Here is a 12,715-nt window from a genome sequence, read left to right on the forward strand (position 1 = left end):
TCTCCTCAGGCGGCCAGGGCCGCGGTGGATGGGGTGCGCGCCTTGCTGACCTCGGGCTCATGTCGTTCCAGCCACGCGGCGCCCGAAGTGCCCATCGTTAGCCTCCAGCCTGGCTCGACGAGGAAACTGGTGCGCGGCGATTCAATCAAGGCAGGCCCCTCCACGACGGCACCCTCTTCGAACGCATGGGCGTCGTACACACGAGTCATCACACCTGCAGATTGCTGCACAAAGTGGCAGATGCGCTCACTGCGCGGTTTGGGCGGCTTGCCGCCGCGCCTGCTGCTGGGCTTCAAATCGAGGCGGTCGTGCTCCACGTAAGAGATCACACGAATGACGTTGATGCGCACGCCGGCTTCCGGCGCCTGGCTGCCCTCGCCAAAGCGTTGTGCGTAACTGCGGCTGAAGATGTCCAGCAGTTTGATCACCTGCGTGGAGTTTTCCAGGCGGTGGAAGGGGCTGACCACGGCGGTCTGCGCCAACTGGTTGCCATAGCGCAGATCCAGTTCGACGCGCACCTTGATTTTGTCCGGCGTTGCGCCCTGGCGCATCAGGTCTTCGCGTCCGCGTGCCTCCAGTTCGGTCACGGTGTCATTGAACGAAGCGAAGTCGCCCAGAATCTTGCGCGCGTTGGCGTCGAAGAGCATTTGGTAGACCGAGCTTTCGTGGATGTGCAACTGATCCATGTTGCCGGCGCCGAGTGCCGAGAACACGCAACTGAACGGCGGAATCAGCACGCGGTCGATGCCGATCTCGCTGGAAAAGCCGCAAGCGTGCATCGGGCCGCCACCGCCGTAGGCCAGCAGCACGAAATTCTTCGGGTTGTAGCCCTTGACGGCCACTTCCTTGAAGATCGCTGCGGCCATGTTGGCGTCGACCTTGCGCTTGATGGCCTTGGCCGCGTCGATCAGGCTGAGGCCCGACGGTTTGCAGATGTACTCCTCGATGGCGCGCTCGGCCCGCCTGCGGCTGAGTTCGATTGAGCCGCCCGCATAGTTCTTTTCGTCCAGATAGCCGAGCACCAGGTTGGCGTCGGTGGTGGTCGGCAACTTGCCGCCACGGCCATAGCACGCCGGGCCGGGGTCGGAGCCGGCACTCTGCGGGCCGACCTCGATCGCGTTCCACATGCGGTCGTAGCGCGCGATCGAGCCCCCGCCGGCACCTAGCGTGTGGAGGTAGGTCATTGGCGTACTGACCAGCCAGCGGTCGATGACCGGGTTGAAGTCGTAGAACTTCACGCCGTCCGCGGTGACAAGACCGATGTCAAAGCTGGTGCCTCCCATGTCAGTGGCGATCAGGTTGGGTTGATCGAATTTCTTCGAAAGGTAGTTGGTGGCCTCCAAGCCCGCCACGGGCCCGGAGTGGATGGTTTGCAGTGAGGAAGTCGAGTTCATCTGCGCCATGCCCGAAGTGTTGTGCACGAGCAGCATCGGCTTTTTGTAGCCGGCTCGACGAAGTGCGATCTCCAGCGTCGCCATGCCGTGGTACATCTGCTCGTGCAGGAAGGCGTCGATGATCGACGACATGGTCCGCGTGTACTCGCCTTTGCGTCCCGCAACGCGGTGCGAGAGCACAATAGGCATAGCGCCCAATTGGTGCGTCGGGTATTCGGAGAGGATGATCTTCTCGACCGCCTTCTCGTTGGCCGGATTGACGACCGCATTGGCGAGGCAGACCACGAACGACTGCGCCCCTTCGTCGACTAGCTTGCGAACCTGCTGGCGTACGTTGTCTTCGTCGATGGTTAGCAACACGTCGCCCTTGTAGTCCACGCGTTCGTCGATGCCGACGATGCGCGAGACCGGCACCAGCATGGGGGGCCGTGCGGCGCCAGGTAGATCCGCCTGCTTCGCTTCGGACAAGCCATCGCCATAGCCGCGCGCGCGCATCAGCACCGCAGTCGACTCGAACCCTGTGGTGGTGAGCAGCGCCACCTTAAGGCCCTTGCGCTCGATCAGCGCATTGGTGCCCAGGGTCGTGGCATATCGCACCGCGTCCACGTTGGCTAGCACCTCGCCGACGTCCTTGCCGATTTCGCGGCAGGCGCCCTCCAGCGCCTCCATGAAGCCCGTGGCCAGATTGTTGTGGGTCGTCAAGGCCTTGGATTCGACGTAGCGGTCGTCGTAGGCCAGAAAGCAGTCTGTGAAAGTGCCCCCGATATCAACACTGACGCGCTTCATATTACTGGCCCTCCTTGGCGAGATGGCGTTGCTTCAATTTGTCGATGTCGAGCTCAATGTCGTGGGTCAGCGGGTGACCCGGAGGCAAGTACTCGTTCTCGATCTGCGTGCCGCACGATGGGCAATAGAACTCGACGATGCGGCACCACGTGGGGTCGGGCGCATAGGTGAACTCGTACTTCGTCTCGTCGAGGATAGGGGCGTGGATTTCGCGCGGATCGCGGTCGTAGACCAGCAGGCCGGTCTTGTAGTTCTCCCGCGCCGAGGCGATGTCGTGCCCGCATGAGCGGCAGTGCCAACGCTCTGAGTTAAGCTCGATTTCCAGGTATTCGGTAATGGCAACTCGCGTGCTCATGTCAAGCCTCCTCGATGATCAGGTCGTGGTTGTCGGAAACGCGCATCGACCAGCCGCGGTCCAATAGACAGGTTAGGTAGCTGCTGCGCAGCAATGCGGGCCCATCGGCGTAGTGGCCGGGCTCGAGCGCCGCTACATCGACGACGGGAGTGGCATCGCCCGCGCCGCTGCCGTAAAGCACCTGGGTCGAGCCGGCGATCGGCGCCGTGGCGGAGCGCGCGGCGCGGTCGCTCGAGAGCTGGAACGCCGGCAGTTCATGCGATGCGGTCAGAACGAGCCGCATGTCGTTGCTGGCCTTCAGCGCCTTGAGCGCCGCATCGTCCAGCGGCAACTGCGTCACTCCGGCGGCGGAGTCCTCCCAGAGCGCGAAGTCATAGCGGCACTTTGCGGCGTCGACCCCCTCCCCCGACATGTCGCGCCGGGCGCGTTGGAGCATGCTCTTGCAAGCCTCGGCGATATCAGCCGCCGACAGTCCGTCCAGCGACGTCTGGTATTGGTGCGCCAGCGACGAGAAGCCGATGCCATAGGCGCTGAACACTGCCGCCATCTGTGGCACGATGATTTGTCGTATCCCGGCATCGCGTGCAATGCCTGAGGCGATCATCGGTCCGCCGCCGCCGAAGGCCAGTAGCGTGGCGTTCGACGCGCTTCGGCCCGCCGCTGCCAGTGCCTGTACCAGCACCGCCGCCACCTCGGCTTCGAAGGCACGTATTGCGCGTTCGGTGGCGTCGGCGAGCGACAGTTTGAGCGGGTCAGCAATGTTCTTCTGGATCGCGGCAGCCGCGCGGCCACGGTCGAGTCTGAGCTCGCCGCCGAGGTAGTTCTCGCCGTCGAGCACGCCGGCAAGCAGCAGGGCATCGGTCAACGTTGCACTCGTGCCGCCGCGGCCAAAGCAAGCGGGTCCGGGCACAGAGCCCACGCTCTGCGGGCCGATCTCCAGGCGACCGCCTTCGACGCGCATGATGGAACTGCCGCCCAACCCGAAGCTCTGCAACTCGGGCATGGCAAACGAGGTTTGTCCAGCCTCGACACGGCCGTAGGCGTTTAGGCGGACTTTTCCGTCAGCCACGACGGCCACGTCGGTCGTCGTGCCGCCGATGTCCATCGCCAGCAGCGTGGGCACACCATACAGCCTGGCATAGGCCAACGCACCCTCGAGCCCGCCTCGCGGCCCGGAGCCCCAGGTCTTGATCGCGGTGGTCTTGGCCACCCGGGCCGAGTTGCCATCGTTGCGGTAGATGAGTAGCGGGCTGGCCAGATGGTGCTGCTTGCACACGTTCTCGGCTCCGTAGAGAAAGTGCTCCATGCCGGGATGCAGATAGGAATTGAGCAGTGCCGAGAAGACACGGCGCGCGTGGTCGCTGTCGCTCACCAACTCGTGCGAGAGAAGGAAAGGCACGGCGCCCAGCAGGTGGCGCGGATAGCGGTCGAGCAATCCGTCCTTGACCTGCGCCTCGGCCTCGGGGCTGCGCAAGGCCACCACCAGACGCTGCGCTCCCTTGGCCAGCAGATCGTTCACGACGCTCGTGAGCTCGGCCGCATCAATGCGGTTGCCGTCGTGAACGGTGATGCCCGCTGGCGGGATGGGCATCATCGAATTCCACAGGCTGTCGCCCTGCAGTGTCTTCGCCAGCCCGTAGACCTGGCCCTCCTCTCCCTTTTCCACCAGCAGCGCCACCGGCGTACCCTTGCGTTCCACGACAGCGTTTGTGCCGGAGGTGGTCGAATAGCGGATGTAGTCGATGTCGCCCACCAAGCGCGACAGGTCTTCGCCACCGTACAGGTCGCGCGAAACGCGGGCGAGCGCCGCAACGAAGCACTGTGTCAAGTCGTGCGGCGTGGTGGGTGACTTGGCGTGCAACACCTCGGTGTCAGAATGGACGCAGACGTCGGTGAACGTGCCTCCGTTGTCGATGTTCACTAGCAAACCCATTACTTGTCTCCTTCAATGTCCTGATATGGACAGAGGCAAGCGTAGGAAGCCGCAGCCAGTAAATCACCTCCCAAACGGGTAGCGTGCGGTGCAATAAACAGGTAGGCGCGGTGGGTAGTGGTGAAAACCCGCACTCGTTAACCCGCGTTCCTTAGCCAGGCAGGCCGGCGACGCGGCTAATCAGCGTTGCGGCGTTGTGAGCGCCATAGCGTTGGCGCAACTTGGCGCGCAGCTTCTCCACGGTGCGGGGGCTCAGACCCAGCTCGCGCGCGCATTCCTTGGCCGTCAGGCCCCGCTTCATGTCCGCGAGCACGTCGCGCTCCCGCGGGCTGAGCTTGGCCACGTCCGCGCCGGAGGGCAAGGCCTCGAACACCCAGCTCGCCAAGCGGAAGGGATCGGCGAAGTCCTGCGACTGACCGTGAACCCGGAACCAGCGCAGGCTGCCGTCACGCAGCCGCATCAGCCTTTCGTCATCGTATGTGCCGCGCTCGACGAGGACATGCATGCCGCGTTCGCCTATGCGTTCGTAGTCGGATGGGCTCGGGTAGAGCATGAGCAGGTTGCGACCCACCAATTCGCCGAAGTCGTAACCGAACATCGCAGCAAATGTGGTGTTGCACCACTGCACCTTGCGCTCGGCCGACAGTAGCAAGCCCAGCGGGCACAGGGAGGCGGCCACGTCGCTCAGCGGCGAGTCGGGTTCGACCGGATCGCGGGAAAACCCCGGTGTAGTTTTGCGACTGTCGGCGGCTTTCATTTCCGAATACTCTAGTTCCAATCCTCAACACATTGCAAGGACACATCATGATCGACCTGATCGGATTCGCTCACACGCCGTTTACCCGGGCACCCACAGCGCAGGTCGAAACCTTGCTGGCGCAGGTCGCGAGGGACGCGCTCGCCGACGCGGGGCTCGAGGCCAATGACATCGATGCTGTCGTCATCGGCCACTTCGGCCATGGGTTGTCTGCGCAAGGTTTCGTCGCCGGACTTAGTTCAGGGCTCGCACCGGGGCTGCGCGGGAAGCCCTCAATGCGCGTGGAAAGTGCTTGCGCTTCAGGCAGTGCCGCAGTGCACCTGGCAGCCTTGCGCATTCGCGCCGGTGAAGCGCAACGAGTGCTGGTGCTTGGCGTGGAGGTCATGTCGGCGCTGCCCACTCGTGACGTCGGTCAGGCGCTGCTGAAGGCGTCCTACGTCAAGGATGAGAGCCAGCTTGACGGCGGCTTCGCTGGCATGTTCGCGCAGATCGCTGAGAGGTACGCGCAGCGCTTCGGTGATCCGCACGACGCTATGGCCCGCATCGCCGTCAAGGCGCATGCCAACGGAGCGCACAACCCATACGCGCAATATCGCCAGCCACTGGATCTGGCGCTTTGCAGTACGGCTTCCGACAAGAATCCGCGCGTGGCCGGCATGCTGTTGCGCAGCGACTGCTCGCCGATCTCGGATGGGGCAGCGGCCATCGTGATGTGCGCTGCATCGGCCGCGCCCGCCAGTGCGCCGCGCGTTCGCTTGCGTGCGATGACGCAGGTCAACGACGTCATGCCCGTGGCCCAGCGCGACATGAGCGAGTTGCGCGGAGCGCGCCAGGCTTGGCAGCAAATGCTCGCAGCGGGGAAGGTCACGCTGGACGACCTCGCCTGTGCGGAAGTGCACGACTGTTTCACCATTGCTGAGCTGATGCTCTATGAATCCATCGGACTCACCCCACCTGGGCAAGGACATACGGCGTTGGACAATGGGTGGGTTCAGGCTGGTGGTCGGCTGCCGGTGAATCTGTCGGGCGGGCTCAAGTCCAAGGGACACCCGGTGGGCGCAACGGGCGTGTCAATGCATGTGCTAGCTGCTTGGTTGCTTCTCGGGCGATTCCGGCCCGGCGCGCTAACAGGTCGCGCACAGCTGGCTGGCGTGCTGAACATGGGGGGTACTGCAGTGACCAACTTCGCCTCGCTTCTCGAGCGCGTGCATTGACAGAAGGGGACACATAATGAACATTGCTCAGTGGTTGCAACGCACGGCGTGGCGGTACGGCAATCAGACTGCCATCGGACATGGCACCCAGGCATGGTGCACTTACAGCGAATTCGCGGCGATGGCCGCCCGGGGGGCTACTTGGTTGGGCCACCGTGGGGTCAGGCCGGGCGATCGCGTCGCGCTCTTCATGACCAACAGGCCGGAGTACCTGCCAGCCCTGTGGGCCGTCTGGTGGAGCGGCGCGGCCGCGGTCCCGATCAACGCCAAGCTTCATCCGAAGGAGGCAGCTTGGATCTCATCGCACAGCGGCAGCAGCGTGGTCTTCACCAGCGCCGACCTCGCCGAGGAGCTGGGCGCAGCGCTGCGCGACGAGGGCTGTTCGGCGACTGTGGAGACCGACATGCGCCGCGTGTTCGATGCCATGCTGCCCGAGGCCGCCCTTGCCCCTCGCGAGGAGCACGACCCAGCTTGGCTGTTCTACACCAGTGGCACTACCGGTCGCCCAAAGGGCGTGGATCTCGGCGCTCGGCAGCTGCGTTGGACGAGCATGGGCATGCTCACGGCCGTGCAAGCCGTGGAGCCCGGTGACGTCGCTCTGCATCCCGCCCCGATCTCTCATGCCAGCGGCATGCTGCACCTGCCCTATGTGCTGCAGGGCGGAATCAATGTCGTACCTGAATCGGGTGGCTTTGACGCCGCCGAGTGCTTGGCGCTGGCGGCACATTGGCACAACGCATCGTTCTTCGCGGCGCCTACGATGGTCAGGCGCCTTGTGGACGCCGTCAAGACGGCTGGCCAAAGGCCGCCAGGTCTGGCCACTGTCTGCTATGGTGGCGGGCCGATGTACTTGGCCGACCTGGATGATGCGTTGCAATACATCGGCCCCCACTTCGGGCAGATCTACGGCCAGGGCGAGAGTCCGATGATGATCACCGCGCTGCCTCGCACGATGATCAATCACCTGTACGAGACGAGGCCCGAAGGGTGGCGTGAACAGCTTGCTTCAGTGGGCGTCGCGCAGTCCATGGTGGAGGTCAGCGTCTGCGATGCCCAAGGCGATGTGGTCGCCGCCGGCGAAACGGGCGAGGTGTGCGTGCGAGGTGACGTAGTGATGAACGGCTATTGGCGGCAGCCCGAGGCTACTGCAGCCACAATCGTCGATGGCTGGCTGCGTACTGGCGATGTCGGTCGCATGGACGAACACGGATTTCTCACGCTGCTTGACCGCAGCAAGGACGTGATCATCAGCGGTGGAACGAACATCTATCCGCGAGAAGTGGAAGAGGCGTTACTGACGCACGACGATGTGGTCGAGGTGGCCGTCATCGGCCGGCCGGATCCCGAATGGGGCGAGCAGGTCGTAGCGTACATCGTGAGCTCGCGCGGCGTCGATGCCATGGCGCTCGACGCCCACTGCCTGGCGCACATTGCGCGCTTCAAGCGACCCAAGCACTACCGCTTCGTCGCCACGCTGCCGAAGAACAATTACGGCAAGGTTTTGAAGACCACCCTGCGGGAGTGGGACGCACAGGTATCGACCTGAGGCGGCGCATCGAGAACCGGACGAGACGAGGCCGCCTATCATGCCGCACGACCCGAACCGATTCGACCGCCCGCTGTTGATCACGACCAAGTTCCGTGCCCCTTCCGGCGCCTGTTCACTGGTCACAAGGGAGCGCCTGCTGCAGCGCCTGCACGCCCAGCGGCAAAGGCGTCTGACGCTGATTCATGGGCCGGCGGGATTTGGCAAGACAACGCTGTCGTTGCAGTGGCGCCAGCGGTTGCAGGATGCAGGCGTCAACGTGGCGTGGCTCAGCCTGTCAAGAGAGGACAATCCCCTGGACCGCTTCCTCACCTATCTGGTCGAGGCGGTGCGCGTGGGCGACCCGACACTGGACGTCGATGTAGCCGCGCAATTGGAGGCGCATCCCGAGCAGGCGGCTTCGATCGTTGTCACGGAGTTGATCAACGCCTTCGAAGACGCCGAGCGCGACTTCTACCTCATTCTGGACGACTGGCATCTGATCGTCGAGCGGCAAGTGCGCGACATGATGAATTCCTTGCTTGAGCACGCACCGCCAGGATTCCACGTCGTCATTACGAGCCGCGAGCGTCCGTCGATGCCCCTGGCGCGGCTTCGCGTATCCGGCGAACTGTCCGAGGTCGACGCTTCCGATCTGCGCTTCACGGTTTCGGAATCGCAGGCGTTCCTATGCGATCTCAATGAATTGAAGTTGGACGCTGCCGCTGTCCATTCGCTGTGGAGCAGCACCGAAGGCTGGGTGGCCGCGCTGCAGCTTGCCTCGCTGTCCTTGCGCAACGTGGCCGACGCACCCGGATCGGTCGAACGCCTTTCCAGCGATCTGCACGACGGGGTGGCCACCAGCTTCGGCGGCGATCACCATGCGCTCGGTGAGTACCTGGTCGAGAACGTGTTGGATCTCCTTCCCGCCGACGTGCTGGACTTCCTGCTCGCCACGTCCATTCTGGACCGGCTGTGCGCCGACTTGTGTGCTGCCGTCAGCGGATGCAATGACAGCCAGCGCATGCTGGAGTTGCTGGAGAAGCAAGACCTCTTCATCCAGCCGCTGGACGAGCACAGGGCGTGGTACCGCTATCACCACCTGTTTGCAGCGCACCTGCAGGGGCGGCTCGAGCGCCAGTCTTCGGAGCGCAAGGCGCAGCTGCACCGGGCCGCTTCAGCGTGGTTCGGCGCCAATGCCCACACCGATGAAGCTGTCACCCATGCATTGGCGGCCGGGGAAGCCGAGCGCGCGATCGAGCTGGTCCAGCGCGACGCGATGTGGCTGGTGCAGCACAGCGCCATGAGCACCCTGCGCGAGCTGGTGCTGCGCCTGCCGCCAAATCAGCTGCGCGACCGACCGGCCCTTCAACTGGCGATTGCATGGGCACACTGCCTAACGCACCGACCGGTGCAAGCGCGTGAGTCGCTGGCCTTGGCCGAAGCCGAATTGACCCGGCGGTCCTTGCGCAATGACGTGCTCGACCCGGACAAAGAGACGACCGAAGCCCTGGCAGAGGTACGCGTGCTCGAGGCCTGCGTTCGCATCTACCAAGACGAGGTCGACGGTGTGGAGGAACTCGTGCGCCCCTGCATCGCGCCGGATGCGCCGTACCGTCCCTGGCTCGTAGCGGTCGCGTCGAACATTTTCACCTACGTGCTGCTGCATCGCCATGCGTACGACGATGCCATCACCCTGCAGGCGCTGACGCGGCCCTTCCATGAGCGCACGGAAGGCCCCTTCAGCGGCGTGTACGGGCGCTGCTTTGCCGGGATTGCGTCGCGCGAGCTGGGCCGACTGGACGAAGCTGCATCGACCTTCCGTAGTGCCCACGCGCTCGCCGTCACCGGCATAGGTCGCCACTCCCACGCAGCCCGCCTGGCAGAGGCCCTATTGGGCGAGTTGCTGGTGGAGATGAACCAGCTCGATGAGGCCGCCCGCCTGCTGCAGGACAGCCGCAAGCTGGGTGTCGAAGGCGGCGTGGCCGATTTTTCGATCGCCACCTACGTTGGTTCGAGCCGTTTGCTCGCACAGTACGGCGATTCCGCAGCGTCGAATGATGCGCTGGACGAAGGCGAACACGCGTTTAGGCACCTCGGTTTCGAACGGCTGCGCGCAGCGGTCGTTGGTGAGCGCGTGCGCCATGCGCTGCTGCGCCGGGACCTCGACACGGCCCAGCGCTTGCTGATGGAGGCTCCCATCGATGCGGGCGTTGAAGAGGTGCAGGCGTCCCGCGCGGCCCCGTCGAGTCAGGCGATCGAATGGCTCGCGCTGTCGCACAGTCGGGTATTCCTGGCATCCGGCCGGGCAGCCAAGGCCCAGACCGTCCTCGAACCGGTCCTGAGTGCCGCCATCGAAGGTCGGCGGTTGCTGTTAGAGGTTCGGGTGCGCATCTTGATGGCCCTGGCGCTGGATGGTGCCGGCCGCCTCGATCTGGCCCTGGATATGGCGGCGATGGCCTTACGCGTCGGGCTCGCTATGGGGTTGCGGCGCAGCTTTCTCGATGAAGGCAGCCGTTTCATCGAGATCACGCAAATGGTTCACGAGCGCGTGCTAGCCAATCAGTTGCCGCGCGCACCCTGGGGGAGCACCTTGCCCGCGCTCGGCGACGTCGAATTGCTGGGGCGATCCGCTAGAGCCCCCGATGCCCGACCCGAAGCCCCTGCGCCCGAGAAAAGGGCTGCTGCGTTGGGTACGGCCGTTGGGACTTTGAAGCGCCGCGAGACCGAGATCCTGCATTTGCTGGCTCGAGGCCAATCGAATAAGGAAATCGCGCGCAGCCTGGACATCGGCGTTGACACGGTAAAGTGGTACCTGAAGTCAATCTACGGCAAACTCGGCGTCACGACGAGGGCAACGGCGGTGCTTGCCGCTGACCGGACGGTGCGTTTCAGTGAGCAGGGACGCAAGGCGTGATGAGCGGCGCGTCTTTACGATGCTTGGCCCAGCGGGCGCGACCCGTTCCAACATAGCCCTACGACGCGCCTGATCGGATGTTCCGCGCCGCAGCGGAGGGGCATGATGGATGCAACGCGCAGAACTTGGATGATTGCCACAAGTGTGGCGTCCTGTGTGGGCACAGCAGCGACTGCGACGGCCTTCCTGGAGTCGATGGAGCCCTCGAACGAGGCCCAGGCCAATGGCGTGCCGATCCCGGTGGGTCGCAGCCGATTGCAGCCCGGCCACCACATCGTGTTGTTGTGGCGCGGCCAACCGATCTGGGTCGTGCGCCGCACACCTCAAATGTTGAGGAGACTCAAGCTCACACAGGACCAAGTCGCTGGCCCGTTGTCGCGCAATCCCCAAGACCCGACGCCCGCGCGGGCGCAGAATGCGTGGCGCTCAACCAAGCCCGAGTATTTCGTTTTCATCGACATCTGTACCCATCTGGGTTGCGCGCCTATTGGACGATTTACGCCTGGCCCACAGCCGGGCTTGCCGAATGACTGGCTGGGGGGCTGGTTGTGCCCGTGCCATGCCTCGCTCTACGACATGGCAGCACGTGTATTTAAAAACATGCCCGCGCCCGCCAACATGATCATCCCTGACTATGAATTTCTAAGCGATACCAAGATTATGCTCGGCAGGCATCGGCTCTGATGTTTGGTCGTCGTACATTCATAGGGTCATCCTTGGATTTCAACATCGATCATGTCTACAAACACCGTCCGACTTCACCGTGTACTCCGGGCAACGCCGGAGCGCATTTACCGTGCATTTCTTGACGCGCACGCGATGGCCAAGTGGCTTCCACCGTATGGCTTCACCTGCAAGGTCCATCACATGGATGCCAAGATCGGCGGAACGTTCAAGATGTCCTTCACGAACTTCACGACCGGCCACGGCCACTCCTTTGGCGGCGAGTATCGCGAACTGGTGCCGCAGGAGCGCATCCGCTACTCCGACAAGTTCGACGACCCGAACATGCCCGGTGAAATGGAAACGACTGTCCTGCTGCGGCAGGTCTCATGTGGGACCGACGTGAGTGTCACCCAGGAAGGAATTCCGGAGGTCATCCCGGTTGAAATGTGCTATCTCGGCTGGCAGGAATCGCTTGCGCAGCTCGCCAACCTGGTTGAGCCCGTAATCCCGGACTAAAGATGGCGCCCAACCAGTCTTGCAAGCGCAGCCCCAAGGGACTATCACTGTCGGATCAGTAATAGTCCTCTTCGCGCTGATGGCGCACCGCCAATACCGCGACTTTCGACGGACTGACGATCTCGTACAGCGCGACGTAACCGGTACCTCCGAACGGGATGATCAGCTCCCGCTGGGCGGGACTCTGGGCTGCCTTGCGAAAGCTGTAGGGCGTAAGCGCAAGTTGCTGCTGCATTACCGCCCTGATCGCATCGATCGCCGCTTGTGCGCGGTCAAGATCTTCGGTGGTCTCCGCCCGGTCGAGCAGACAATCAACGAGACGTTCCAGGTCTGATTCGGCTGTCGGCGTCAGCTGAACGTCAAAGCTCATCGACCGAGCTTCTTCCGTTTCGCATCGAGCTTGGCTTGCAGCCGGTCGAGGACCGCCTCGACGGGCGCCGCGACGCCAGAGCGGTGGTACTCCTCCGACGCGGCCCGCGCCCGCTCATGGAAGGCAGTTTGAACACGCCTGAACCCGATTGCACTTCGCACTGTCGCTTCAACGAAGTCGGTCAGGGTCTCGCCTTTTTTGAGCACAGACTCAAGCTCGGCTCGGAGCTCGGGCTCGACTCGGATCTGGGGGATGACGGCAGACTTCATGCCGGTAGGGTAT

11 protein-coding genes are annotated in these 12,715 nt (G+C 63.6%); 5 read left to right on the top strand and 6 right to left on the bottom strand.

Translation table 11 applies throughout. The features are described 5' to 3' along the window. Positions 1-5: 5 nt before the first annotated feature. The 4 genes from CD04_RS0104935 to CD04_RS0104950 form a co-directional block, all read right to left on the bottom strand. On the bottom strand, positions 6-2,180 hold the full coding sequence (locus CD04_RS0104935) for a hydantoinase/oxoprolinase family protein (RefSeq protein ID WP_051848943.1): 2,175 nt from the start codon (positions 2,178-2,180) through the stop codon (positions 6-8). A 1-nt stretch (position 2,181) separates the two neighbouring features. After that, positions 2,182-2,535, bottom strand: a complete 354-nt coding sequence (locus CD04_RS0104940) for an acetone carboxylase subunit gamma (protein WP_031404678.1) — start codon at positions 2,533-2,535, stop codon at positions 2,182-2,184. A 1-nt stretch (position 2,536) separates the two neighbouring features. Then, positions 2,537-4,468: a hydantoinase/oxoprolinase family protein gene (locus CD04_RS0104945; protein ID WP_031404679.1), complete on the bottom strand. Its 1,932-nt coding sequence runs from the start codon at positions 4,466-4,468 to the stop codon at positions 2,537-2,539. 151 nt (positions 4,469-4,619) lie between these two features. Next, positions 4,620-5,225 (bottom strand): LuxR C-terminal-related transcriptional regulator, encoded by a 606-nt coding sequence (locus tag CD04_RS0104950; RefSeq protein ID WP_081857807.1) that lies wholly within the window; start codon positions 5,223-5,225, stop codon positions 4,620-4,622. Between the two features lie 47 nt (positions 5,226-5,272). On the opposite strand from CD04_RS0104950, the gene CD04_RS0104955 reads away from it, so the two are divergent. The 5 genes from CD04_RS0104955 (at position 5,273) to CD04_RS0104975 (ending at position 12,063) form a co-directional block, all read left to right on the top strand. Beyond that, positions 5,273-6,439, top strand: a complete 1,167-nt coding sequence (locus tag CD04_RS0104955; protein ID WP_031404681.1) for a thiolase domain-containing protein — start codon at positions 5,273-5,275, stop codon at positions 6,437-6,439. Positions 6,440-6,455: 16 nt separating this feature from the next. After that, a complete protein-coding gene (locus tag CD04_RS0104960; RefSeq protein WP_031404682.1) occupies positions 6,456-7,985 on the top strand; it encodes an AMP-binding protein in 1,530 nt (509 codons plus the stop codon). A gap of 40 nt (positions 7,986-8,025) precedes the next feature. Continuing rightward, positions 8,026-10,881 carry a LuxR C-terminal-related transcriptional regulator gene (locus tag CD04_RS0104965; protein ID WP_051848944.1) on the top strand — a complete coding sequence of 952 codons (2,856 nt, stop codon included), beginning with the start codon at positions 8,026-8,028 and terminating at the stop codon, positions 10,879-10,881. 105 nt (positions 10,882-10,986) lie between these two features. Beyond that, a complete protein-coding gene (gene petA / locus CD04_RS0104970) occupies positions 10,987-11,565 on the top strand; it encodes a ubiquinol-cytochrome c reductase iron-sulfur subunit (protein ID WP_031404684.1) in 579 nt (192 codons plus the stop codon). Between the two features lie 51 nt (positions 11,566-11,616). Then, positions 11,617-12,063 carry an SRPBCC family protein gene (locus CD04_RS0104975; RefSeq protein ID WP_031404685.1) on the top strand — a complete coding sequence of 149 codons (447 nt, stop codon included), beginning with the start codon at positions 11,617-11,619 and terminating at the stop codon, positions 12,061-12,063. 55 nt (positions 12,064-12,118) lie between these two features. On the opposite strand, the gene CD04_RS0104980 is transcribed toward CD04_RS0104975, so the two are convergent. Both CD04_RS0104980 and CD04_RS25180 read right to left on the bottom strand, forming a co-directional pair. Continuing rightward, positions 12,119-12,433, bottom strand: coding sequence for a type II toxin-antitoxin system RelE/ParE family toxin (locus tag CD04_RS0104980; RefSeq protein ID WP_031404686.1), 315 nt, complete (start codon positions 12,431-12,433; stop codon positions 12,119-12,121). Further along, entirely contained in the window at positions 12,430-12,702 is a 273-nt protein-coding gene (locus CD04_RS25180) for a YlcI/YnfO family protein (RefSeq protein WP_031404687.1), read from the bottom strand. The genes CD04_RS0104980 and CD04_RS25180 overlap by 4 nt, the downstream gene beginning before the upstream one ends. Positions 12,703-12,715: the final 13 nt, after the last annotated feature.

It is taken from the genome of Thiomonas sp. FB-Cd, assembly GCF_000733775.1.
Taxonomy (GTDB): domain Bacteria; phylum Pseudomonadota; class Gammaproteobacteria; order Burkholderiales; family Burkholderiaceae_C; genus Thiomonas_A.